The sequence below is a fragment of the Brenneria sp. L3-3C-1 genome, assembly GCF_016456245.1.
In the GTDB taxonomy this organism is placed as follows: domain Bacteria; phylum Pseudomonadota; class Gammaproteobacteria; order Enterobacterales; family Enterobacteriaceae; genus Brenneria.
Genome location: NZ_JAEMHF010000001.1, coordinates 758,119 through 783,576, shown reverse-complemented (window position 1 = coordinate 783,576; position 25,458 = coordinate 758,119). Strand labels below are relative to the sequence as shown.

General features: G+C 54.7%; 20 protein-coding genes. 9 read left to right on the top strand and 11 right to left on the bottom strand.

Annotated features, from left to right (window positions below; all coding sequences use genetic code 11):
• The first annotated feature begins 29 nt into the window (after positions 1 to 29).
• The 3 genes from JG725_RS03585 (at position 30) to tyrR (ending at position 4,181) form a co-directional block, all read left to right on the top strand.
• The gene (locus JG725_RS03585) at positions 30 to 1,427 is read left to right on the top strand and encodes a YcjX family protein (RefSeq protein WP_172289378.1); all 1,398 of its coding nucleotides are present in this window, start codon (positions 30 to 32) and stop codon (positions 1,425 to 1,427) included.
• Positions 1,424 to 2,467, top strand: coding sequence for a YcjF family protein (locus JG725_RS03580; protein WP_199376611.1), 1,044 nt, complete (start codon positions 1,424 to 1,426; stop codon positions 2,465 to 2,467). Before JG725_RS03585 ends, JG725_RS03580 begins: the two co-directional genes overlap by 4 nt.
• A 145-nt stretch (positions 2,468 to 2,612) precedes the next feature.
• Positions 2,613 to 4,181: a transcriptional regulator TyrR gene (gene tyrR / locus JG725_RS03575; RefSeq protein WP_199376609.1), complete on the top strand. Its 1,569-nt coding sequence runs from the start codon at positions 2,613 to 2,615 to the stop codon at positions 4,179 to 4,181.
• 36 nt (positions 4,182 to 4,217) lie between these two features.
• Here tyrR and tpx read toward each other — a convergent pair whose 3' ends face one another.
• Both tpx and mpaA read right to left on the bottom strand, forming a co-directional pair.
• Entirely contained in the window at positions 4,218 to 4,721 is a 504-nt protein-coding gene (gene tpx, locus JG725_RS03570; RefSeq protein ID WP_199376607.1) for a thiol peroxidase, read from the bottom strand.
• Positions 4,722 to 4,794: 73 nt separating this feature from the next.
• Positions 4,795 to 5,511: a murein tripeptide amidase MpaA gene (gene mpaA / locus JG725_RS03565; RefSeq protein WP_172289382.1), complete on the bottom strand. Its 717-nt coding sequence runs from the start codon at positions 5,509 to 5,511 to the stop codon at positions 4,795 to 4,797.
• 182 nt (positions 5,512 to 5,693) lie between these two features.
• Between mpaA and JG725_RS03560 the strand changes: the two genes are divergently transcribed.
• A complete protein-coding gene (locus JG725_RS03560) occupies positions 5,694 to 7,310 on the top strand; it encodes an ABC transporter substrate-binding protein (RefSeq protein WP_199376604.1) in 1,617 nt (538 codons plus the stop codon).
• A 21-nt stretch (positions 7,311 to 7,331) separates the two neighbouring features.
• A complete protein-coding gene (gene zntB / locus JG725_RS03555) occupies positions 7,332 to 8,315 on the top strand; it encodes a zinc transporter ZntB (protein WP_172289384.1) in 984 nt (327 codons plus the stop codon).
• Positions 8,316 to 8,604: 289 nt separating this feature from the next.
• On the opposite strand, the gene ttcA is transcribed toward zntB, so the two are convergent.
• Positions 8,605 to 9,525 carry a tRNA 2-thiocytidine(32) synthetase TtcA gene (gene ttcA / locus JG725_RS03550; protein ID WP_172289385.1) on the bottom strand — a complete coding sequence of 307 codons (921 nt, stop codon included), beginning with the start codon at positions 9,523 to 9,525 and terminating at the stop codon, positions 8,605 to 8,607.
• Between the two features lie 320 nt (positions 9,526 to 9,845).
• Here ttcA and JG725_RS03545 point away from each other — a divergent pair, with 320 nt between their 5' ends.
• Positions 9,846 to 10,127 (top strand): DUF333 domain-containing protein, encoded by a 282-nt coding sequence (locus JG725_RS03545; RefSeq protein ID WP_199376602.1) that lies wholly within the window; start codon positions 9,846 to 9,848, stop codon positions 10,125 to 10,127.
• A gap of 44 nt (positions 10,128 to 10,171) precedes the next feature.
• Here the strand turns inward: JG725_RS03545 and JG725_RS03540 are convergent, their stop codons facing one another.
• Entirely contained in the window at positions 10,172 to 11,164 is a 993-nt protein-coding gene (locus JG725_RS03540; RefSeq protein ID WP_199376598.1) for a 2-hydroxyacid dehydrogenase, read from the bottom strand.
• Between the two features lie 180 nt (positions 11,165 to 11,344).
• Here JG725_RS03540 and JG725_RS03535 point away from each other — a divergent pair, with 180 nt between their 5' ends.
• Positions 11,345 to 13,933 (top strand): YdbH family protein, encoded by a 2,589-nt coding sequence (locus tag JG725_RS03535; RefSeq protein WP_199376596.1) that lies wholly within the window; start codon positions 11,345 to 11,347, stop codon positions 13,931 to 13,933.
• A gap of 15 nt (positions 13,934 to 13,948) precedes the next feature.
• Positions 13,949 to 14,179, top strand: coding sequence for a YnbE family lipoprotein (locus tag JG725_RS03530; protein ID WP_172289389.1), 231 nt, complete (start codon positions 13,949 to 13,951; stop codon positions 14,177 to 14,179).
• Positions 14,180 to 14,230: 51 nt separating this feature from the next.
• On the opposite strand, the gene JG725_RS03525 is transcribed toward JG725_RS03530, so the two are convergent.
• On the bottom strand, positions 14,231 to 14,836 hold the full coding sequence (locus tag JG725_RS03525; RefSeq protein ID WP_172289390.1) for an FMN-dependent NADH-azoreductase: 606 nt from the start codon (positions 14,834 to 14,836) through the stop codon (positions 14,231 to 14,233).
• Between the two features lie 242 nt (positions 14,837 to 15,078).
• Here JG725_RS03525 and hrpA point away from each other — a divergent pair, with 242 nt between their 5' ends.
• Positions 15,079 to 18,966, top strand: coding sequence for an ATP-dependent RNA helicase HrpA (hrpA, locus tag JG725_RS03520; protein WP_199376594.1), 3,888 nt, complete (start codon positions 15,079 to 15,081; stop codon positions 18,964 to 18,966).
• Positions 18,967 to 18,983: 17 nt separating this feature from the next.
• On the opposite strand, the gene JG725_RS03515 is transcribed toward hrpA, so the two are convergent.
• From JG725_RS03515 to rstA, 6 genes are all read right to left on the bottom strand, one after another.
• Positions 18,984 to 19,844 (bottom strand): EcsC family protein, encoded by an 861-nt coding sequence (locus JG725_RS03515; protein WP_199376592.1) that lies wholly within the window; start codon positions 19,842 to 19,844, stop codon positions 18,984 to 18,986.
• 187 nt (positions 19,845 to 20,031) lie between these two features.
• Positions 20,032 to 21,801: an EAL domain-containing protein gene (locus tag JG725_RS03510; protein ID WP_172289393.1), complete on the bottom strand. Its 1,770-nt coding sequence runs from the start codon at positions 21,799 to 21,801 to the stop codon at positions 20,032 to 20,034.
• A 67-nt stretch (positions 21,802 to 21,868) separates the two neighbouring features.
• Entirely contained in the window at positions 21,869 to 22,705 is an 837-nt protein-coding gene (locus tag JG725_RS03505; protein ID WP_199377202.1) for a serine protease, read from the bottom strand.
• A gap of 305 nt (positions 22,706 to 23,010) precedes the next feature.
• Positions 23,011 to 23,256 (bottom strand): acid resistance repetitive basic protein Asr, encoded by a 246-nt coding sequence (asr, locus tag JG725_RS03500; protein WP_233356295.1) that lies wholly within the window; start codon positions 23,254 to 23,256, stop codon positions 23,011 to 23,013.
• Between the two features lie 152 nt (positions 23,257 to 23,408).
• The gene (gene rstB / locus JG725_RS03495; RefSeq protein WP_199376590.1) at positions 23,409 to 24,713 is read right to left on the bottom strand and encodes a two-component system sensor histidine kinase RstB; all 1,305 of its coding nucleotides are present in this window, start codon (positions 24,711 to 24,713) and stop codon (positions 23,409 to 23,411) included.
• Entirely contained in the window at positions 24,710 to 25,444 is a 735-nt protein-coding gene (gene rstA / locus JG725_RS03490; RefSeq protein ID WP_199376588.1) for a two-component system response regulator RstA, read from the bottom strand. The genes rstB and rstA overlap by 4 nt, the downstream gene beginning before the upstream one ends.
• Positions 25,445 to 25,458: the final 14 nt, after the last annotated feature.

Below are 25,458 nucleotides of genomic sequence, written 5' to 3'. Positions count from 1 at the left end.
CAAGGCATACAGGAGTCAGAGTTTATCCAATGAAGCGATTACAAAATGAGATTAATTCGCTGGTTAACCGCGGCGTGGACCGCCATCTGCGGCTGGCGGTTACCGGATTGAGCCGCAGCGGGAAAACGGCCTTCATTACGGCATTTGTCAATCAATTGCTGAATATACACAGCGGCGCCCATCTTCCGCTATTTTCCGCCGTACGTGAAGGGCGGTTGCTGGGCGCCAAACGCGTTCCGCAACGCGACCTCGGCGTTCCGCGGTTTGCCTATGATGAAGGGATGGCGGCGCTTTATGGATCGCCGCCCGACTGGCCGACGCCGACGCGCGGGGTCAGTGAAATCCGTCTGGCGCTTCGCTACCGCTCCAATGACTCGCTGCTGCGGCATTTTAAGGATACTTCCACGTTGTATCTGGAGATTGTTGATTACCCCGGCGAATGGCTACTGGATTTACCGCTGCTGGAACAAACCTACCTGAGCTGGTCGCGCCAGATGGCGGGGCTGTTGCAGGGCGATCGCGCCGAGTGGGCCAAACCCTGGCTGGCGCTGTGCGAAAAACTCGACCCGCTGGCGCCGGCTGATGAAAACCAACTGGCGGCCATTGCGCAGGCTTATACCGATTATTTAGTCCGCTGCAAACAGCAAGGATTACATTTCATCCAGCCGGGACGCTTTGTGCTGCCGGGGGATCTGGCCGGCGCGCCGGTGCTGCAATTTTTCCCGTGGCCGCAGATAGATAAGCTGGGTGAGGCTAAGCTGGCGCAGGCGGATGTCAAAACCAATATCGGTATGCTGCGCCAGCGTTTCGACTATTACTGTCAGTCGGTGGTGAAAGGGTTTTATAAACATTACTTTGTGCGTTTCGACCGCCAGATTGTGCTGGTGGATTGCCTGCAACCGCTGAACAGCGGCATACATGCCTTCAACGATATGCGGCTGGCGCTCACCCAACTGATGCAAAGCTTTCATTACGGCAAACGCACGCTGTTCCGGCGTCTGTTCTCTCCCTGTATCGATAAACTGATGTTCGCCGCCAGCAAATCCGATCATATTACCGCCGATCAACATGCCAACCTGGTGTCGTTGCTTCAGCAACTGGTGCAGGAAGCCTGGCAGAACGCCGCGTTTGAAGGGATTAGCATGGATTGCGCCGGTATCGCCTCGATCCAATCGACGCAAAGCGGCGTGGTCGAGCATCAGGGGCAGAAAATACCGGCGCTGAAAGGCAACCGCCTGAGCGACGGCCAGCCTTTGACGGTTTACCCCGGCGAAGTGCCGGCCCGTTTGCCTGGCGCGGCGTTCTGGCAGGCGCAGGGATTCCATTTTGATGAATTTCGCCCGCGTGAAATGACCGTGGACACGCCATTGCCGCATATCCGGCTGGATACGGTGATGGAGTTTTTGTTGGGAGATAAATTGCGATGAACGAACCACTGAAACCGCGCATGGCCTTTGATAAAGCATCGCCTGCGGAACCTCAACCTCAGTTACGCGCCAACGTCGCCTTCGATGAGCAGGATGCGGAACACTTTTCACCGGTCAGCCGCGAACAGGAAGTCCCTGAAGAAGGCGCCGCGGAAGCGGTCGTCAATGCGGCTTTACGCCCTAAACGCAGCCTGTGGCGGCGCCTGGTGATGGCCGGGCTGACGTTGTTTGGCGTCAGCGCCATCGCCCAGGGCGTGCAGTCGCTGCATAATTCCTGGATACAGCAGGACTGGATCGCGTTGGGCGGGATTACGGCAGGCGGTTTGATTGTGGTGGCGGGCGTGGGATCGGTCGCCGTCGAATGGCGGCGTCTTTATCGTTTGCGGCAGCGGGCGGAGGAGCGGGATATTGCCCGCGATTTGCTGCACAGTCACGGTATTGGCCGCGGGCGTGAATTTTGCGAAAAACTGGCCCGTCAGGCGGGGCTGGATAATGGACACCCCGCGTTACAGCGTTGGCAAGCATCGCTACATGAAACGCATAACGACCGTGAAGTGATTGAACTCTATGCCCGGTTGGTTCAACCGGTGCTGGATAGTCAGGCAAGGCGTGAAATCAGCCGTTCGGCGGCGGAATCGACATTGATGATCGCCGTCAGCCCGCTGGCATTGGTCGATATGGCGTTTATCGCCTGGCGAAATTTACGGCTGATCAATCGCATTGCCGCGCTGTATGGCATCGAGCTGGGTTACTTCAGCCGTATCCGTCTTTTTCGCTTGGTGCTGCTGAATATTGCTTTTGCCGGCGCCTCCGAACTGGTGCGGGAAATCGGCATGGACTGGATGTCGCAGGATCTGGCCGCCCGGCTGTCGGCCCGGGCGGCGCAGGGCATCGGCGCGGGTTTGCTTACCGCCCGGCTGGGCATCAAGGCGATGGAGCTGTGCCGCCCGCTGCCCTGGCTGGATGACAAACCCCGCCTGGGCGATTTTCGCCGCGAGCTGATAGGGCAGGTGAAAGAGACGCTGCAAAAAAACCGCTAGCAGATGTGACGCGTTGCCCGCCGCCGGCTGGAAAATAGATCGTTAAGTGTCAACTTTTGCTGACACTTTGCTTCATCCTGCGCGGACGAAAGAGTATTATCAGATCTTATTAGCCTGTCGCACCTGTTAAAGAAGGTTGTCATTGATGCGTCTGGAAGTTTTTTGTGAAGACCGTATCGGTCTGGCCCGCGAATTATTGGATCTTCTGGCGTCGCGTAATATTGATTTACGCGGCATCGAAATCGATCCTGCCGGTCGTATTTACCTGAATTCATCCACTCTGGATTTTGATGATTTTCGCCTGTTAATGGCGGAAATCCGCCGTATCGAAGGCGTCAGCGATGTGCGCACCGTGGCCTTTATGCCCTCTGAACGGGAACACCGGGCGTTGAATGCGTTATTGGAATCCATGCCTGAGCCGGTGTTTTCACTGGATATAAAAGGCAAGATTGAGCTGTCCAACCCCGCGGCCGTCAGCTTGTTCGACATTCCCGCCGAGAAAATCTGCAATCTGACCGTTTCGCATCTGATCGCCGGATTTAACTTCGCCGCCTGGCAGGAGCAGGGAAGCAAGCCGGTAACGGAGCGGGTGGTGATCCGCGGTCAGGATTTCCTACTGGAAATCACCCCTATCCATCTGGACGATGAGCAGGGTGAAAACTCAGCGGCAGGCGCGCTGGTGATGCTCAAATCCGCGGTGCGAATGGGGCGGCAGTTGCAGGATTTATCGGTTAATGACGATAACGCGTTTGAGCACATTGTCGCGGTCAGTCCAAAAATGCGTCAGGTGGTCGAGCAGGCCCGTAAGCTGGCCATGCTGGATGCGCCGCTGCTGATTATCGGGGATACCGGCACCGGCAAAGATATGCTGGCCCGCGCCTGCCATTTGCGCGGCCCGCGCGGCAAGCAACCGTTTCTGGCGCTGAACTGCGCGGCGCTGCCGGATGACGTGATGGAAAGCGAGCTATACGGCCATGCGCCGGGAGCCTACCCCAATGCGTTGGAAGGCAAGAAAGGCTTTTTTGAGCAGGCCGACGGCGGTTCCGTGTTGCTGGATGAAGTCGGCGAGATGTCGGCGCAGATGCAGACCAAACTGCTGCGTTTTCTGAATGACGGCACGTTTCGTCGGGTAGGCGAAGATCATGAAATGCACGTTAACGTCAGGGTCATTTGCGCGACGCAGAAAAATCTGCTGGAGATGGTGCAGCGCGGTGAGTTTCGCGAAGATCTCTATTACCGCCTTAACGTGTTGACGCTGACCTTGCCGCCGCTGCGCGAACGCCCGGCGGATATTATGCCGCTAACGGAACTGTTCGTTGCGCGTTTTGCCGATGAGCAGGGCATTCCGCGTCCCAAACTGGCCGCCGATCTGCATCAGTTCCTGCCGCAGTATGGCTGGCCGGGTAATATACGCCAGTTGAAGAATACGATTTACCGGGCGCTGACGCAGTTGGCAGGCTATGAACTACGGATGCAGGATATTGAACTGCCAGTCTTTTCGGTTGAGCTGCCGCAGAGCGAGGAACTGTTGGATGGATCGCTGGATGATATCAGCAAGCGTTTCGAGCGTTCGGTGTTGACCCGGTTATATCAGACCTATCCCAGCACGCGTAAACTGGCGAAGCGCCTGGGGGTATCGCACACCGCGATTGCCAATAAACTGCGGGAATACGGCCTCAGTCACCGCAAGGCGTCGGGAGAGGACGAGGAGTAAAAACGGCTGCGTAATGCAGCCGTTTGTTTCATGGGGTTATTTCAATACGGCCAGCGCGGCATCGTAATCCGGCTCGGTGGTGATCTCGTTCACCAGCTCGCTATACAATACCGTGTCATTCTCATCCAGCACCACAACGGCGCGGGCCGTCAGGCCTTTCAGCGCGCCATCCGCGATAGCGACGCCATAGTTTTCTTTGAACTCTGCGCCGCGCAGGGTGGACAATACCACGACGTTATTCAAACCTTCCGCACCGCAAAAACGCGACTGTGCAAACGGCAGGTCGGAAGAAATACACAGAACAACGGTGTTATCCAGTTCAGCGCCCAACTGGTTGAATTTACGCACGGATGTGGCGCAAACGCCGGTATCAATGCTGGGGAAAATATTCAGAATTTTGCGTTTGCCAGCATAATTGCTGAGAGCGACGTCCGACAGATCTTTGGCAACCAGCGTAAAGGCTTTAGCTTTGTCGCCCTTTGCGGGAAAGCTGCCTGCCAACGGCACTGGATTACCTTGAAAATGTACGTTCTGTGACATGTATGCGTCCTTAATTACAGATGGTTAACATGCTGCTCAGTTTAGGGCAACATCGGCAACATTGATATAAAAATTACGACATGACAAGCAATGCCGTCATGGCATTCAGATAACACTCACTGGCGGCGTCCGCCGAAACAGGCGGGAGCTCCGCCGTAATGCATGGCAACATTCGATCGGCGCACCAGCTGCCAAAGGAGCCTGGCGTGTCGTAACCCACGTTGGTCACTAACGGTAAGTCAAATTGCTGCGCCAACCACTGTCCGAAAACCGAGCGTTGAGGATCCTCAATGCAGGCCAGTGGTTCATGAAAAGAGACAACCCAGGCGGGATTAAGTTTCTCAATCAGCCCGCAAAGCGCCTTTGTTTCTGGTTCCGAAGCCGGCGTTTCACCGGTGGACAGCTCCACATCCCGCTGTTCGGCGCGGCTATTCCAGCGGTATACCGTATTACCCGGCTGCCAGTTGGTGGCGGGAAAATTGCGGTTGAGATCGACGCCGTTGGCGTTTGCCCGCAGCCCTAACTGACAGCCGTCAGGGTTGACGGCAAGCACCACGTGGTGATGGCGTTGTCCGGGAAACAGAGTTCGCAACGCACAAGACAGCGTCACGACGGCGGCCGTCTCATCGCCGTGCGTGCCGGCGATAATCAGTCCGCTGCGCTGCTGAGCCAATTCAGCCGGAAAATAGAGTAATGGCGCGCCCAGCAGCGATTTCCCATAGGGTTCGCCCAGAGAAGGGAGATTGCCTCGCAGATGGCGAGCTTGCAGGGGGATGGTATTCTTTTCCATTGGTTTGCCCGTTAGAGTCTTTAACCTGAACCTGTTTCATCATAACGGCTGGGGGTAAAAATAGCATCTGTGATGCGGGTAGGGCTAAATACGGCAATATAAAAGGTTTACGCTGGCTGCATCGTATGATTTCTGACTATTATATTATTCAATAACTTCATCATTGTCTGAGTCAAATCATCATGCGATATGGTCATTTTGCATTCTATGCCGCGCTGACCGCGGTTGCGGCCGGAAACGCCACGGCGGCGCAGGTTCCGGCGGGCGCCGTGTTGGCTGAAAAACAGGAAATTGTACGTCACATTAAAGACGAACCGGCTTCGTTGGATCCGATAAAAGCCGTCGGGTTGCCGGAAGCGCAGGTCGCGCGGGATCTGTTTGAAGGTTTGGTTAATCAGGACGCCAACGGCAACATTGTGCCGGGCGTGGCGCAACGCTGGCAGACTAATGATAACCGCACCTTTATGTTCACCTTGCGCAATGACGCCCGCTGGTCGAATGGCGACCCGGTCACGGCAAAGGATTTTGTCTACAGCTGGCGTCGGCTGGTCACGCCGGAAAATAGCTCGCCGTTTGCCTGGTTTGCCCGGCTGGCGGGGATAATGAATGCCGAACAGATTATCAATGGCGCAATGCCGGCCGATAAGCTCGGCGTTACCGCCGTTGATGACCATACGCTGAAGGTTCAGCTCAGCAAACCCGTGCCGTATTTTGTCAGCCTGCTGGCGAATTTTAGCCTGTTTCCGGTGCATCAGGCCACGGTGGAAAAATACGGCAACGACTGGACCAAACCCGGCAATCTGGTGGGCAACGGCGCGTTTAAACTGCAACAGCGGGTGGTAAACGAAAAGCTGGTGCTGACGCCCAATGAATATTATTGGGATCACGCCAATACCCGGCTGACGCAGGTGACGTTCGTGCCGATTAATCAGGAATCGAACGCGACAAAACGTTATTTATCCGGCGACATCGACATTACCGAGTCATTTCCCAAAAACATGTACCAGAAGCTGTTGAAAGAGTTGCCTGGTCAAGTCTATACGCCAGAACAGTTGGGAACCTATTACTATGCTTTTAACACCCAGCGGGCGCCAACTGACGATGCGCGGGTGCGTAAAGCGCTCTCTTACGCGATCGATCGTAAAGTTATTGCGGAAAAAGTGTTGGGAACCGGTGAAAAACCGGCGTATCACTTTACACCGGATGTGACCGCCGGGTTTACGCCTACCGAGAGTCTGTTGCAGCAATATTCACAGGCCGAGCTGGATGCGCAGGCAAAAGCGTTGCTGTCCGCCGCGGGCTATGGCCCCGGCAAGCCGATGAAGCTGTCGTTGTTGTATAACACCTCGGAAAACCATCAGAAAATCGCCATCGCCATCGCCTCAATGTGGAAGACGAAATTAGGCATTGACGTACGCTTGTCCAATCAAGAGTGGCAGACCTATATCGACAGCCGCAACAGCGGCAATTTTGACGTGGTGCGGGCTTCCTGGGTTGGAGATTATAACGAAGCGTCCACTTTTCTGTCGTTATTAACCTCGCATCACAGCGGCAATATTGCGCGATTCAACCATGCCGATTATGACCGTTTAATGGATGAAGCCGGTAATCAAACCAACGCTCAGGCGTTGAATGCCGATTACAACCGGGCGGAGCAAATTTTGATGGAAGAAGCGCCAATCGCGCCGATCTATCAATACACCAACGGGCGTTTGATTAAGCCCTGGGTAAAAGGCTATCCGATCGCCAACCCCGAGGACGTGGCCTACAGCCATATGCTCTATATCGTCAAACACTAGGTCAGATTGCCGGAGGCAAGCGTGGGATCCTTTGAGGGAAAAGAACTGCAACATACCGGCGCTGTTTATGCGTATCAGTTGGACGGTAAGGGCGGGATCGCGCCGATAGGCGATCGTGACGTGGCAAATAGCATCAGGCCCTGCTGGTTGCACCTTGACTCCACGCAGCCAGCCAGCGCGCACTGGCTGAGCGAAACCGATCTGGTGCCGGACAGCGTACGCGATGCGTTATTGGGCGAAAGCGTGCGCCCCCGAGTCACCCGGCTGGGTGAGGGCACCATGATTACGATGCGCAGTATTAACTGGAATGAGAATGCGCGTCCGGACCAACTGGTTGCCATACGGATTTTTATTACCGACAAGCTGATTATCTCTACCCGGCGACGTAAGGTTTTGGCTATCGACGAAGTGATGACCGATCTTAAAGAAGGCCACGGCCCTACGGATAGCGGAAGCTGGCTGGTTTCCATCGCCGAGTCGCTGACCGATCATACCAGTGACTTTATCGATGATTTGCATGAAAAAATTGTCGATCTGGAAGAAGATCTGCTGGAGCAAAAAATTCCGCAGCAGGGCGAACTGGCGCTGATCCGCAAACAGCTGATCGTCTTGCGGCGTTACATGACGCCGCAGCGTGATGTGTTTTCCCGTCTTTCGGGAGAGAAGTTTCCCTGGATGCAGGATGACGACCGCCGGCGCATGCAGGAAATTGCCGACCGACTGGGGCGCGGACTGGAAGATCTGGATGCCAGCATTGCGCGCACCACCGTCTTATCGGATGAAATAACCACCTTAATGACCGATGCCATGAACCGGCGAACCTATACCATGTCGCTTCTGGCGATGGTTTTTTTGCCCACCACATTTTTAACCGGATTATTCGGCGTCAATCTGGGCGGGATCCCCGGCGGCGGTTCCCCGTTGGGGTTCGCCACTTTTTGCCTGATGTTGGTAGGATTGGTAGGTGGCGTTGCCTGGTGGTTAAAACGCAGTAAATGGTTGTGAACGCCGGTTTATGATTATTGCATAATGCATCACAGGCTCCGGCCGATATGCAGAAAAACGTGACTAAGTTGAGCAATATCAACATTTGTTGCAGGCTGCTGCGGCACTATTACCCTCGCAGGTGAATGCAACGTCAAGCGATGGGCGTTGCGCTCCATATTGTCTTACTTCCTTTTTTTGAATTACTGCATAGCACAATTGATTCACACCATGCCGACGATTTCGTCGGCATTTTTTTATGGCAATCTGCCCGTCGGCCCGTGTAGAAAGGGCGCCGGGCGCGCCGGTGCTATTTAATTTCCAGTACGTCCAGCCTGGTCTGCGGCTGAGCCTCTTCGTCGTCTTCCGGCTGCCAGCCGACGGGCCGCAGCGGCAGCTCTTCCCGGTCAAAGGCTAAATCGCCGCCGTCGATTACGTCACTGCCGTGGTGAATACTTTTAAAATCAAACAGCGCATGATCGGCAAGGTGGGAGGGAACCACATTCTGCATCGCGCTGAACATGGTTTCGATCCGGCCGGGATAGCGCTTATCCCAGTCACGCAGCATATCCTTGATTACCTGACGTTGCAGATTCGGCTGCGAGCCGCAAAGATTACATGGAATAATCGGATACTGACGGGCCTCGGCAAAGCGCTCAATATCTTTTTCACGGCAATAGGCGAGCGGACGGATAACTACGTGTTTGCCATCGTCGCTCATCAATTTGGGCGGCATCCCTTTCAGTTTTCCGCCATAGAACATATTCAGAAACAGCGTTTGCAGAATGTCATCACGGTGATGACCGAGCGCAATTTTGGTCGCGCCCAATTCCGTTGCGGTGCGATACAGAATGCCGCGCCGCAGACGCGAGCACAGTGAACAGGTGGTTTTGCCCGCCGGAATTTTTTCTTTAACAATGCCGTAGGTGTTTTCTTCGACGATTTTGTATTCAACGCCAATAGCATCAAGGTATTGCGGTAATACATGTTCGGGGAAACCAGGCTGCTTCTGATCCAGATTGACGGCAACCAGCGAAAAGTCAACCGGCGCGCTTTGTTGCAGATTTCGCAGAATTTCCAGCATGGTGAAGCTGTCTTTACCGCCGGACAGGCAAACCATAATGCGATCGCCTTCTTCAATCATATTGAAGTCAGCGATAGCCTCGCCAACGTTACGACGCAGGCGCTTTTGAAGTTTGTTGAGATTGTATTGTTGTTTTTGACTGACCACGGCTGTCTCTACAGTAAGCACATTAACGGTTAAATAAAGCAACACCGATGTAAAACCGATCGGCGCAGGTATCGCCAGTATGGTACGGATTACGGCGACGAATGCCAGATCGTTTTACCGCAGTGTTTTAAATAAGAAATATTTTCATGTGTGGCAAGCGGCAGATTCGTCGTAGCGAAGCACCATCACTCTGGAAACGAAATCCTCATCTTTTTTCGTATGCGGCACATTTATCGGTGTAATGGTGAAATAAGGTGTGGTAAATAACGTTGTGTAGATTAATTAACCATTTCGTTCTAAAAAATGTACTGGAGTCAGGAATGAAATTGCATCACTGGCTATTCACTGCCGCTGCCCTTGTGCTGGCAGGGTGCGGGAGTAGCGAAAAAACCACGACGGTAGACCAGGCGTTTAATAACAGCGAAAGCGCGGTGGCGCTGCTGAAGAGCAGTACGCTCGCGGACGTTAACTGTACGCTGGCGGGGGGGACTATGGCGATGTCCAGGCAATTGGACGGCGCCAGTGTGGGAACCTGCCAACTGGCTAACGGTAAGCGCTGTGATGAACGGTCGTTGATGAATGGCACCTGTCCCGCCGGCTGATCCCTGCGGAGGCGCGAGAACCGCCGCAGGGCAAGCGATATAGGTTAGGGGTTCAATAGATTAGGGCATTCATCATCCCTGATTATCTGGTGCAGGTTTTGCAGCGTTGTTTGTGAAATACTGGTCAGGGCTTCTTCGGTCAGGAATGCCTGATGTCCGGTAAACAGCACGTTATGACATGCCGACAGACGCCGGAAAACATCGTCCTGGATAACGTCGTTGGATTTGTCCGCAAAGAACAGATCGCGTTCGTTCTCATAGACATCCATGCCTAACGCGCCGATTTTCTGTTGTTTCAGCGCGTCAATGGCCGACTGTGAATCAATTAATCCCCCGCGGCTGGTATTGACGATCATCACCCCGTTTTTCATCTGCGAGAACGCGCTCTGGTTAAGCAGATGGTGGTTTTCCGGCGTCAGCGGGCAGTGCAGCGAAATGACATCCGAGCGGGCGTACAGTGTTTTCAGATCCACATATTCCGCGCCCAGCTCAAGCGCCTGAGGGTTGGGATAGGGATCAAACGCCAGCAGGCGCATACCGAATCCTTTCAAAATACGCATGGTCGCGACGCCGATTTTTCCGGTGCCGATAATACCGGCGGTACGATTGTGCATATTGAAGCCAATCAACCCTTCCAGGGAAAAATTCGCATCGCGGGTGCGTTGATAAGCGCGATGAATGCGGCGGTTGAGACACAACATTAATCCGACGGCATGCTCGGCAACGGCCTCCGGCGAATAAGCCGGAACCCGAACCACTTTTATTCCCAACTCGTTGGCGGCGTCAAGATCGACGTTATTGAAGCCCGCACAGCGGAGCGCCACGATTTTCACGCCGAGTTCGGCCAGTTCGGTCAACACTTCGCGACTGCCGTCATCGTTGACAAAAATGCACACCGCCTGACAACCGTCGGCGGTTTTCGCTGTGCGTGACGTCAACATAAATTCAAAAAACTCCAGCTCATAGCCAAACTGCTGGTTGACCTGCTCTAAATATTTACGGTCATATTGTTTGGTGCTGTAGACTGCCAATTTCATAGCGTAGTTTCTCCGCATAATTCCCAGATCGCGCTATCAGAAAATGCTTAATAGCCAAAATTGTTGCTTAACTAACAATAACAGTTTGGGAATGAAATAAGTGCAAATAATTCATTCATAATGATAGAACGCGAAAGGTGTTTTCGGGTTTAAATAAAACAGGATATTTTTCATCCGCTAATGATTAAAAAATACTCGCTGGCAGGGTTGGTGCTGATAGTTCTGTTGTTGGTCGGATCGTGGCGGGCGCTGCCTCAGTGGCTGCCACGTCTATTGAGTCTCTGGTTGCCGTCAGAGATGTCGCTGACGTTAAATTCATCGATGGGTTGGCATAACCGCGGACTGCAAAACGATGGTTTTAGTCTCAAGGCGGGCGACTGCCTGCTGCTTGAGGTGCGTGATATCTCTTTGCATCGGCAGTCAGGCCGCTGGCGAGTCGGTATCGAGACCGCTACGCTGGATAGCGACTGCCTGTCGCACTTATCTACGGAGGATAATGCCGCGCCGGCGCAACTTTCCCAGTGGCAGCAGCGTTTGCCCGCCGCAGATATCGTGATTGAAAAATTCACTCTGCAACCCTGGCTGGCGTACGCCGGAAAAGCCCGGTTAACCTTTGATGGTCATCAGCGGCAGATAGTACATTATCAGGGCGATCGGTTGGCTTTTCAGGCTGAACTGAATGATCGGCATCTAACATTGCATGACGGCATGTTGGCGACCCCGGCGGGCGATACCCGGTTGCGGGTCAGCGGGGAGATGGAACTGGCCGCCACGCTGGCGCAGTCGCCCGCGCAGGGCAGACTAAACGGCCATCTTGAGAGCGGGCAAACGCCGGAATCCGTATCCGTGCTGGTACGTTGGGAAAATCAACAGGGCGAGCTTTCGCTGAATGCGGCTGGCGATAACCAACCGCTGGTGTCATTACCGTGGCGGCTTACTGAAGACACGATTCAGGTGAATGAGGGGCTTTGGCGCTGGCCTTATGCCGCGCAACCCCTCTCCGGCAAGGTCGCCATCACGCTGCGGGACTGGCGTCAGGGGCTGGATAAAACCCGTATCGATGCGCGTATGAACCTGTTGACCCAGGGGCATAACGGTAAAGCCAATGCGGTGCTGGTGTTGGGGCCGGGCCATCTGGGGCTGATCAATAGCGAGCTGCGTTTTCAGTTGACCGGTCAGGCCAATCTGTCGGCGGTGTCGTTGACCGCATCGTTGCCGGGCATGATACAAGGTTCGGTATTAAATCCGGAATTGACGATTTTACCGGGCGCGTTGTTACGGGCATGGGGAACGCTGGCGCCTCAGGTAAGGCTTGAGGAAGCCCGCTGGCCGCTGGCGGGATTGCGGGTCGGCGCCACGGGAATTAACGGTCGCTTACAGGCCATTGTTAAGGCGCGGGACGAATATTGGGGCCGATTTAACCTGCATCTTGACGGTCAGGCGCGGGACTTCTGGCCGGATAAAGGCCAGTGGCAATGGCGCTACTGGGGCAGCGGGCAACTGCCGCCGCTGAAGGGAAAATGGGATGTCGCCGGCCGCGGGAGCTGGCAGGACACGCTTATTGAGATTGAGCGGCTTTCCAGCGGGCTGGATCAGTTGAGCTATGGGTTAGTGAGGGTGCGTCAGCCCCGGCTGACGATCGCCGAACCGTTGCGCTGGCAGCGCGCCCGCTCGGGAGAGCATTTTCAGGGCGCATTGCAGCTTGCGGCGCAGCAGGTGGATTTCAGCAACGGCGGTTATCTTCCTCCGTCGCGGTTAACGCTTGAGCTAAATGGCCGCGACCCCGCCGATTTCCTGTGGACAGGACAACTGCAAGCGCAGGATATCGGGCCGGTCACGCTGCGCGGCCGCTGGGACGGCGAACGTCTGCGCGGCGGCGCGTGGTGGCCGCAACAACCGCTGAGAGTCTTTCAGCCGCTGCTGTCCCCCGGATTGAAAATGACTATTCGTACCGGACAGTTTTACGCCCAGTCGGCGTTTTCCGCGGCTCGCGGCGAAGGGTTCAGCGCGGGCGGGCACTGGGTCGTGAAAAACGGCGGGCTGTGGTTGCAGGACGGCGAGGTGAGCGGGGTCAATTTTACGCTGCCTTATCGTCTTAAGGATCAACACTGGCAATTGGGCGTGAAACAGCCGGCCACGCTACGCATTGATACGCTGGACAACCTGTTCAGAGCGACCAATATCCGCGTCGATCTGCAAGGGTTTTACCCTTACAGCGAAAAACAGCCGCTGACTTTGTCACAGGCCAGTATGGATGTATTACGCGGACACATCGATCTTTCGGCATTACGCTGGCCGCAGCGCGAGGCGGCATTGCTCAAAGTGGAAAGCGTGGAGCTTAGCGAGCTGTTGACGGTATTGAAGTTGAAACAGCTGGCGATGTCCGGGCGGGTGAGCGGGGTCTTGCCGCTGAACTTTAATCATCCGAACAAGCTGATCCAGGGGGGACGTTTTAGCAACGATCGCTTCCTGACGCTGCGGCTGGATAAGCAGATGGCCGACGAGCTGGCAAGCAAAAATAGTGTCAGCGGCGCGGCCATCGACTGGTTGCGCTATCTGGAAATCGGCCGTTCCTACGCGACGGTCGAGTTGGATAATCAAGGGGCGATGTCGCTTAGCGCGCAGATTGAAGGGAAAAATCCTACACTCAGCGCCGACAGACAGGTGATACTCAACTATCGCCACCAGGAGAATATCTTCCAGCTATGGCGCAGTTTACGGTTTGGCGATAACGTGCAGGATACGCTGGAGCAGCAAGCTAATGAATAAGTTCAGGATAGGATGATGAAAAATCTGTATATATTGTCGGGAACGCTCTGCGCCCTGAGTTTACTGGCCGGGTGCGTGCCGCGTATAGAAGTCGGGGCAAAAGAGCCGATAACCATCAACATGAACGTCAAAATCGATCATCAGATTCATATCAAGGCGGATCAAGAGGCCGTTCAACTACTAGGCCAGTCAGACAATGCGGCGGGGGAAGAGATAAAGAAAAGCGCGCCGCAGGGCGCGCAATAAAGAGCCAAGCACAAAAAATGAAACACAGGGTAGTAATGATGAGGATTGACGTTAAGACGCGGCCAACTGAGATAGCTGCGCTTTGGCGTCTTCAGCGGCTTTTTTAGCCACGTCCGGGCCGTAAGCGATGCCTTCGGCAAAAACGAACTCAACGTCGGTAATACCGATGAAACCCAGGAACAGGCGCAGGTACGGTTCCAGCAGGTCGCTGGGCGAATCTTTATGGATGCCGCCGCGGCTGGTCAGCACGATGGCGCGCTTGCCTTTTACCAGACCTTCAGGGCCTTGCTCGGTATAGCGGAAGGTCACGCCGGCGCGGGCAATCAGGTCAAAATAGTTTTTCAACTGCGTCGGAATATTGAAGTTATACATCGGAGCGGTAACCACGATGACATCATGGGCCTGCAACTCGGCAATCAATTCATCGGACAGCGTCAGCGCTTCCTGCTGGCGCGGAGTCAGCGGCGCATCAGACGGGCGCAGGGCGCCGACTAATTCACCGTCAAGCACCGGAATCGGCTGGGCGGCCAAATCGCGAACCGTGATACTGTCGCCCGGGTGGGCGGCCTGCCATTGTGCACTGAAGTAGTCAGCCAGTTGGTTTGACTGGGAGAAATCCGCCAGGATGCTTGATTTCAGAATTAATATTTTACTCATGCCAATTCCTTATTTTATTGAGGTTGGGACACCATTGACCAAACGCCCCTTGTTGAGTCACATCTTATGCGGCCTGTTAGCCGGTTGAAAGTGCAATATTTCGAGCACATTGTTCGATTTTATTGAATAAGGATTCGGTGCCGCCGGTTAGAGCCGCGGCCGGCGATGTGCTACCATGCCCGCCGAAAAATGAAAGGCGGACAAACATCCCGCCTGGTCAAAGAGTATTAAGGAATAGCCACGTGAAATCACCTCTCAACGCATTATCTTCGCAGCTCAGTGAGTTAATGCTGCGCGATGGGCAACGTCTGCGCCGTCGTTTACAGGGCGCGGCGAAAGTCGGCAGTCCGCAGGCGCAGACCGCCATCGCCCAGGAAATTGAAGGTGAGATCGCCGCGGCCCGCCAGAAGGTGGAAAACCGCCGGGCAAGCCGCCCGTCCATCACGTACCCTGAACAACTGCCCGTTAGCCAGAAAAAAGATGCTATCCTGAATGCGCTGCGCGATCATCAGGTAATTATCGTCGCCGGGGAAACGGGGTCGGGCAAGACCACGCAGCTACCGAAGATCTGTCTGGAGTTAGGGCGCGGCGTGCGCGGGCTGATCGGCCATACCCAGCCGCGGCGTCTGGCGGCCAGAACGGTGGCCGATCGTATTGCGGCGGAACTGGAGACGCCGCTGGGCGGTTGCGTGGGCTACAAGGTTCGCTTTAATGATCGGGTGGGGGATAACACGCTGGTGAAGCTGATGACCGACGGTATTTTGCTGGCGGAAATTCAGCAGGATCGTCTGTTGATGCAGTACGACACCCTGATTATCGATGAAGCGCACGAGCGCAGCCTGAATATCGACTTCATTCTGGGGTATTTACGCCAGCTGTTGCCGAAACGCCCCGATTTAAAAGTTATTATTACCTCCGCCACCATCGATCCCCAGCGTTTTTCGCGTCATTTTAACCACGCGCCGATCATTGAAGTGTCCGGGCGAACCTATCCGGTCGATGTGCGTTATCGCCCGGTGGTGGAAGAGGCGGAAGACAGCGATCGCGATCAGCTACAGGCGATTTTTGATGCCGTGGACGAACTGGGACGCGAAGGGCCGGGGGATATCCTGATTTTCATGAGCGGCGAGCGCGAGATCCGCGATACGGCGGATGCCCTGACTAAATTGGATTTGCCGCATACCGAGATCCTGCCGCTGTATGCCCGCTTATCCAATCAGGAACAGAACCGGGTATTTCAGTCGCATCATGGCCGTCGCATCGTGCTGGCGACCAACGTGGCGGAAACCTCGTTGACGGTGCCGGGTATTCGTTACGTGATCGACCCCGGCACCGCCCGCATCAGCCGTTATAGCTTCCGTACCAAAGTACAGCGTTTACCGATTGAAGCCGTCTCGCAGGCGTCGGCCAATCAGCGAAAAGGGCGTTGCGGCCGCGTCGCCGCCGGGATTTGTATCCGGCTTTATTCCGAGCAGGATTTTCTGTCCCGCCCGGAATTCACCGATCCTGAAATTTTGCGCACCAATCTGGCTTCCGTCATTCTGCAAATGACGGCGCTGGGGTTAGGCGATATCGCGGCGTTCCCCTTTGTGGAAGCGCCGGACAAGCGCAACATTCAGGATGGCGTACGATTGCTGGAAGAACTGGGGGCGATTCAACTGGCGGAAAACGGCCATTATCAACTGACGCCGCAGGGGCGCCAACTGGCGCAGTTGCCTATCGATCCCCGTCTGGCGCGTATGATATTGGAAGCGAGCAAGTCAGGCTGCGTGCGGGAAGTGATGGTGATTACGGCGGCGCTGTCGATTCAGGATCCGCGTGAACGGCCGACGGACAAGAAGCAGGCGTCGGATGAAAAGCACCGCCGTTTCGCCGATAAAGAATCCGATTTTCTGGCCTTCGTCAACCTGTGGGACTATCTGCGCGAACAGCAAAGGGCCTTATCGTCCAGCCAGTTCCGGCGGTTATGCCGCAGCGAGTACCTAAATTATCTGCGGGTGCGCGAATGGCAGGATATCTACACCCAACTGCGTCAGGTGGTGAAAGAACTGGGGCTGCCGGTGAACAGCGAGCCGTCCGATTATCGCAGCATTCACTGCGCGTTGCTGACGGGGCTGTTGTCGCACATCGGCCAGAAAGATATTGAAAAACAGGAGTTCAGCGGCGCGCGTAATGCCCGCTTTGCGATTTTCCCCGGTTCCGGTTTGTTTAAAAAGCCGCCCAAATGGACCATGGTGGCCGAACTGGTGGAAACCAGCCGTTTATGGGGACGTATCGCCGCACGCATCGAACCTGAATGGATTGAGCCGCTGGCGCAGCACCTGATAAAGCGCAGCTACAGCGATCCGCACTGGGAAAAAGCCCAGGGCGCGGTGATGGCGCAGGAGAAAGTCACCCTGTTTGGTCTGCCGATTGTGATGGCGCGTAAGGTGAACTATAGCCAGATCGATCCGCTGCTGGCGCGTGAATTATTTATCCGTCATGCGCTGGTGGAGGGCGACTGGCAAACGCATCACGCTTTTTTCCGCGCCAATCTAAAGCTGCTGGCGGAAGTCGAGGAATTGGAAAATAAATCCCGCCGCCGCGACATTCTGGTGGACGATGAAACGCTGTTCGCATTTTACGACCAGCGCTTGCCGCACGATATTATTTCCGCCCGCCATTTTGATAAATGGTGGAAAAGCGCCAGCCGTCAGGATGCCGATCTGCTGAACTTTGAAAAAAGCATGCTGATTAAGGAGGGGGCGGATAAGGTCAGCGCGCTGGACTATCCGAACTTCTGGCATCAGGGCGACCTGAAGCTGCGCCTGTCGTATCAGTTTGAGCCGGGAACCGACGCCGATGGCGTGACGGTGCATATCCCGCTGCCCATTCTCAATCAGGTGCGCGAAGAGGGTTTTGAATGGCAAATCCCCGGCGTGCGGCGCGAACTGGTTATCGCGCTGATCAAATCCCTGCCCAAACCGATGCGGCGCAACTTTGTGCCGGCGCCGAATTACGCCGAAGCGTTTCTGGCGCGCGCGACGCCGCTGGAACGAGGGTTATTGGATGCGCTGGAGCGCGAATTGCGACTAATGACCGGGGTGACGGTGCCGCGTGACGAGTGGCAGTGGGAACAGGTGCCCGATCATCTTAAAATCACGTTCCGCGTGCTGGATGAGAAAAACCGTACTCTGCGGGAAAGCAAAGATCTGAATGCGCTGAAAGAGCAGCTCAAGGATAAAGTCCAGCAGACGTTATCGGCGGTGGCTGACGAGGGACTGGAGCAGCGCGGTATCCACGTCTGGAGCTTTGGCTCCCTGCCGGACTGCTATGAGCAGAAACGCGGCGGCTATTCCGTGAAGGCCTATCCGGCGTTGGTGGATGAGAAAGACAGCGTGGCGATCCGTCTGTTTGATACGCCGCATCAGCAACAGCAGGTTATGCGTCAGGGGTTACGGCGTTTGCTGTTGCTGAATATTCCGTCGCCGATTAAGTATCTGCATGAGAAACTGCCCAACAAAGCGAAGCTGGGCCTGTATTTTAATCCTTACGGCAAAGTGCTCGATCTGATTGACGACTGCATCGCCTGCGCGGTGGATAAGCTGATTAGCGAGTTTGGCGGCCCGGTATGGCAGGAAGAGGCGTTCCAACGCCTGCATGAAAAAGTGCGGGCGGAACTCAACGATACGGTGGTCGATATCGCCAAACAGGTTGAGCAGATCCTGACGGCGGTGTTCGCCATTAACAAACGGCTGAAAGGCCGGGTGGATATGGCGCTGGCGCTGGCGTTAAGCGACATAAAAAGCCAGCTCAACGGCCTGGTGTTCCGCGGCTTTGTCACCGCCAACGGTTGGCGGCGGTTGCCGGATGTGCTGCGCTATTTACAGGCCATTGAACGTCGGCTGGAAAAATTGGCGCAGGATGTGCACCGCGACCGGGCGCAAATGCTGAAGGTTGAGCAGGTGCAACAGGCCTGGCAGCAGTGGTGGAATAAACTGCCTCCTGAGCGCCGCGACGACGACGATGTGAAAGCGGTTCGCTGGATGATTGAAGAACTGCGGGTGAGCTATTTCGCCCAGCAGTTGGGAACCCCGTTCCCGATATCAGACAAGCGGGTGCTCCAGGCGATGGAGCAAATCGAAGCATAAACGCGCCGCGCGCGGCGTTAAGCATGGCGCTCGGCATCAGGCGGGCGGGCGTCAACTTTTAGCCGCACATAAACCGACTTGATTTCCTCTTCGCCGTATTTTTGTTCCAGACGTTTGATGATGAAATGGCCTTTCGCCATATTTTGATAATGATTAATGAACAAGGTATTAATGGCCGCTCCGCTGGCCGCGCCGACAATCGGAACGATCTGGGCGGCCATTTTTTCGGTGATGGTAATACCCAGTCGTGTGGCGACGGCGTCAATCAACCTGGCCAGCGTCCTTCCCGCCTGGGACGAGGTGATCCTGGCCGAGGTTTTTTCCGCCCCTTTTTTACTGGCGATATCGATTAATTCACGCGTGGTATGTTTGGTAATGTCGGCCAGCACCGCCCGGGAAGCATAGTAGGCGGAATCGGCGGCATCATCGCTTTTGGAACGGCCGCCGAGGGCGAAAACCTCGACGCAGGCGGCTTTGACGGAAAAATCCGTCAGCGAAAAGCCTTCGCTGCGGGCGATATCGGCGACGGAACGCATCATAATCGTGGTGCTGACGGGAAGTTCGACGATTAAGCCGGCCGCGCCGAAAAAACCGCTGACGGCGCCGGACGTGGCGGCCGCCAGCTTATGGGTTTTAGGCGATGAAGCCCTTTTCGGATCGTCATCCAGGGTATACAGCGCGGCATCGACGGACTTATGCAACGCAGCATGCACCACATCCTGTATTTTGCTTTTTACCCACTTAGGCAGTTTGGACAGGCTCCACTCAATCGGCCCGCCGACCAGATTCGCCAGTTGTATGGTGATGGAGGGCGCCTCCAGCAGGGCAATCGCCTGTCTGATGTCATGAATATCTTGTTGGTCATCAAAAATGGTCATAGCAATGGTCTTGGCCCTTATCTTGTCGGCTTCCTACCACCGTCTGTGTCGCGCGCGTTCCTACGCCCGCGCCTGACGGTTAATCAATACTTAAGTAGTAGTGAATGACGGAGGGATATGCAATGTCATGGCGAAGAATTAAAATAGCCGCACGGTGCGCCGCCCAACCCTGTCGGCACGGATAACATTATCCGTGCTGATGGTGACTCAGCCACGCCATGAAATCTTTTGGCGGCAGCGGCCGGGAGAAATAATAGCCCTGAACTTCATCGCAATCGAATTGCGTCAGGTATTCGAGCGTTTCTTTATTTTCAACGCCCTCCGCCAGAACATCGTAATCAAGCTTATGCAGCATACTGATGATCGATTCAACGATGGTTCGACTATCGTGATTGGTTTTAATATCCTGGATCAACGACTTATCCAGCTTGATGATGGTCGCCGGGATATTTTTCAGGTAACTCAAATTGCTGTAGCCCGCGCCAAAATCATCCAGCGAAATCGTGAAGCCGCGCTGTTTTAGTTCGAGGATGGTGGCAAGCGTCTCGGAGCTTTCCACGATTTTTTGCGTTTCCACGCATTCAATTTCAATATCAGCGCTCGTCAGCCCGTGGTTGCTAAGGATATTGACTAGCCGCGAAATAAAATTATCTTCAGCGAAATTACTGGCGGCGACGTTAATGGATATCGGAAATACAATGCCCGCCTGACGCCAGAGTTTTGCCTGCTGAGCGGCTTGCTGAATAACCCACTCGGTTAGCGGGCGCATCAGGGTCGTGCCTTCCGCCAAAGGAATGAAACGGTCGGGGTAAATCTCCCCCAAATTGGGATGATGCCAACGGATAAGGGCTTCCGCGCCGATCACGTTGCCGGTCTTGATATTCAATTTGGGCTGATAAACCAGATACAGGCCGGGCTTGTTATGCTGCAAAACATCGGAAAGCTCGTTGAGCAGGGTAAAGGCGATTTGCTGCGCCTTATCGCTGCTTTCGTTGTAAGCGCATTGGCGGACATTATTTTTCATCGCATCCTGCACCGCGCTCATTGACTCGCGCAGAATGCGCTGCGGATCGTTTACCGGAACCTGAAATTCCGTATAGCCGACAAATAATTCCAATTTTAATGGGACATGGCTGGTGATGCTTTCCGGAATATGATCGGCACAGCGCATCAGTTCAGCTAAAATCCGTTCTTTTCTATCCGCCTTGATCAGCAGGGCAAAGCGGCCGACGGCGACGCAATAGACATTTTCACGTGAATCAAACGCCAGGCGCAGAAACAGGCCGATATCTTTCAGCACGCTTTCGACCGTCGGCATACCCAGCGCCCGCCCCATTTCATAGGCATAAGAGATATCAATGCTGTCAATGAGTATCAGCAGATAGTTTTCATAGATATCCGTCATGTGATTAATATCCTCTATTAATCGCTGACGGTTCGGCAACATGGTGACCGCATCGATGAGGCCGATAGCATTACGGTATTTGATCAATGATATGGCGATGGCCGCCAGATTCTTTAGCGTGTGCAACTGGAGCATGCTGAACGTGCGGGGCGTATAGTCGATGACGCACAGGGTGCCGATGGCGTAGCCTTCTTCGGTGAACAGCGGGATCCCGGCATAAAAGCGGATATGCGGCGGGCCGGCGACATAGGGACTGTCTTTAAATCGTTCATCCTGCAAAGCATCCTGACAGATAAGAAAACAGCCGGTTTGCACGGTAAATTGATCGAACGAGCCGATTTTTTCCATTTCGTTCAAGGCGAAATTGGTTTTCGCTTTGACGTGCTGTTTCTGTGATCCGCTCAGGGTGATTAATGCGGTCGGCATTTTCAGCAACTGGCATGCCAGCACGGTGATCTTGTTAAGCGTATTATCCTGAAAGGTATCCAGATCCTGCACGATATCCAGAGTCTGCATGCGTTTTTTTTCATCATGATTTAAATGGCGTAACATGCTGATTCCTCTTTACTCGTAACAACATATCTTATGCTTACACAGTAGCATGGCGGCACCGGGCAAGCTAAGGCGTTAGTGATGACGATCTTGATTTGTTGGCCAATGTTTCCAGCGCTTGACGGATTGCCGTCACCGCAATGGCGCGATTATCCGCTTTATCACGATCGCCGGCGGCAGGCGCGGAACTTTGAATGCCCATCAGCACCCATCCCGAGGCGGTGCGCAGCAGTAACGGCGAACCGCTGTCGCCCGGCAAGGTATCGCATCGATGTGATAGCACCGCAGACTGGATCCAGCCGGTAATCACGCAGTCCTGATGACGGTAAAGCGTATTCGGATGATCTTCAGGATAGCCCGCCTGCGTAACACGTTGCCCATGTTGCGCCAAGGCTTGCATCAATGCCAGGCGGCTATCTTGCCATATGGGCAGGGGGGTAATCCCCGGCGGCGTCCGCTTTAAGCGAATAAGGGCGTAATCCCACGGCGCAGCGGCAGGGGGAACAATCCAGCCGTCGCCATCGGCCTCCAGTCTTTCACTGAGTTTCTTATTGACCAAAACCTCAATGTCTTTTGCTTCATATTGCCAGCCGTTGTCTGTCGACAAAAAACGCAGCGCGACCGGCAGGTCAGGCTCGCTGTTGGCGGGGCTCAACACACAATGCCCGGCGGTGAGCGCCAGATGCGGCGAGATAAGCGTTGCGGTGCACAGATTGCCACTGGCGCTTTCAAGCTGGCCGATAGCCTGCCACGGCCATTGTGCGGCATCAGGAACCCGATCCCGATCGTCATGGTTGAAAAATAACCTCTGCTGCTGTTTTTCAGCTTCGGATGCGGTATCTCCCGCCCAACTAAACAGGGTGAAAAAAGATAATGAACATAACAACCAGGCTGATATGCGCATGTACATGTAATAGTGTGCCTTAATCTGGACGTCAGCGATTTGTTAAATAGCTTTGATTAAATAACTATAGCGTCAATTTGCCGGGAAAGAGGATTGCTTGGCGGTGTTTTTAGCCAGTAATGGGAACTTAACCTGATGATCTATAGAAAAAAGAGCAAGGCGATAAGTCCGCAGATAAGCACCAGGGATAGCATGATTTCAAATGAATAACGATGCGGCAGCATTCGATATCCCATAAAAGAAACACCCGTCTTACCGGGTGTCTGAGGTGGATAAAAATCGGTCACGGCATAACGCCGCGCTTATCAAGCCGCCGGCGTGGTGGTCGCCGGTTTGACGGTTTTGGCTTTTTTCGCTTGTTTTTTAGCGGCCTGTGCTTTTTGCTCGACCGTATTGGCTTTTTTCAGGTGTTTTTTATTGTGGGTTACTTTAGCCGGCGCGGTAGGGGCGGCCGCTTGAGCCGGGGCGCTGGGGGCGATGTCGGCGGCAAATGCTACGGAAGACAGACCCAGCGCCGCACCGGCGATCATTACTACGACTTTATTCATCATCATTATTTCCTCGTTATCTCATTCAGGTTTCGTGACCCGGGTTTGGGTCGGTGAAGAGAGCATAAAGAAAAGAGCAATCGCGTTCCGTAAGTGATTGGTATCGGCGTGTAACAGTTTGTACAGCGCCCGTTTTCAGCCAAAAGATCGCCGAGTTACCGATCGGCTCTCGGTGTGGCGGCGGTTTTCACCGGCCAGCAGAATCGGAAACGGGCGCCGCCCAGCGGGCTGCCGTCCACGGTGATGCTCCCTTCATAAGCGCGAACGATGGCATAAACGATGGCCAGTCCCAGGCCGCAGCCGCCGCTGCTGTTTTCGATCCCGGCCTCCAGGCGAATAAAAGGCTCAAAGATAGATTTTCGATTTTCGGGTTCGATGCCGGGGCCGTCATCCTCAACCTGCAAACAGGCTCTGTCGCCGCCGTCCGGTTGCAGACTGATATGCAAGCGCGAGCGGCAGAAGCGCAGGCCATTGTTGACCAGATTATCCAGCACGCGCTCCATCAGGCGCAGATCGAGCGCGCCGAAATTTGCCCGGCGGGAAATATCAAGCGTGATGGTTTTGTCGGGATGGATCAGCCGAATATCATCGATTTTGGTTTGCAGCCAGACGGGAAGATCAATCTCGGCGAGGTGCAGCGTGACCTGTGGTCGATCCAGCCGGGCATAGGTAAGCAACTCATCGATCAAAGCTTCAAGCTGACCAATATCCCGGTTTAATGCCAGCTGTTCCTCGTCGGTCAGATGTTCACTGATAGCGAGTCGATAACGGAGTCTTACCAGCGGCGTGCGTAGCTCATGGGCAATATTATCGATCAGTCGTTTTTTGCTGGTGATCAGCTGATTCAGGTTGTCCGCCATCAGGTTAAACGCGACGCCAAGCCGAAACAGGCTGGAGGTGTTATCGAAGTGCGTACGCGCTTCAAGGTGTCCATCCCCCAGGCGTTGAGCGGCGCTTTCCAGTTTCAGCATCGCCCGCCAGTGCGGGCGCATCCACAGGAAGACCGGCAACGCCAGCGACAGGCCGATCAACATGACCAGCAACAAGTCCAGCAAGCGCATTTCATGCAGAAAAAACAGATAGGGAATCGGCCCGACCGCCAACACATAATGGCTGCGCGGAATACGCTGAATAAACGTGTATTCATCATCTAGGGCGACAATCGCGCCCTGATTCAACCGCTGCTGGGTTCTGGCGGGCAGCGTGTAGTTGCTCAGTGGTTCAATGTGCAGTTTAAACGACAGGTTCAAATCAAGCTGGTTGATGGTCTTATGCCAGTCGCGGGGCGGAATAGCGCGCAGCTCGTTACGGATCAGATAGAGCGAGCTTTTCATCAGGTCGTCCATGGATTGCCGTCCGGCGCGTTCGGCGGTGACTTTATACACCAGACCGACCAGCAGGGTCATCACCACAAAGCAGGCAAACAGCAGCAGAAAAAACTGGATGAACAGCTTTTTCATGGTGCGACAGGCTCCCAGCTATTAGGGGCGAACAGATAGCCTTTGTTACGCACCGTCTTGATGCGAAAGGGGTCCAGCGGATTGTCGTACAGCTTTTTACGCAAGCGGGAGACGGCGACGTCAATGCTGCGATCCATGCCATCGTAACTGACGCCGCGCAGACTTTTCAGCAATGCATCGCGATCCATAATGTGGCCGGCATGGGTCGCCAGTTGCCAGAGCAGGTCAAAATCAGCGGTTGATAGCGCAATATTTTCGTCACCCAATGTAACTTCACGGTTAACCGGATCGATATGCAACAGGCCGAAATTCAGGGATTTATGGATCTGCAACGGCGTAGCGGACGTAGCCGCGGCGGCTGACGTTGAGGCGGCATACTGCCGGAAATGCAGCCGCAGGCGGGCGAGCAGCACTGCGGGCGGGGTGGTTTTCAAAATATAGTCGTCGGCGCCCATTTCCAGCGCCAGAATATGATTCATATCGCTGTCCAGCGAGGTCAGCAGAACAATCGGGCCGCCATACTGCGGACGCAACTCCCGGCAGAGGGTCATACCGTCTTTACCGGGCAGCATAATATCCAACAGCACCAGGTCGGGCTGTTGCTGTTCGACGAACGCCAGCGCCCGATCGCCACGCGGCTCCACCCGAACCTCAATATCATATTTACCCAGATAGGCGGCAATCAGCTTACCGACTTCAACATCGTCTTCTACAAAAACAATTTTATGCATGGCATCCGTATCAT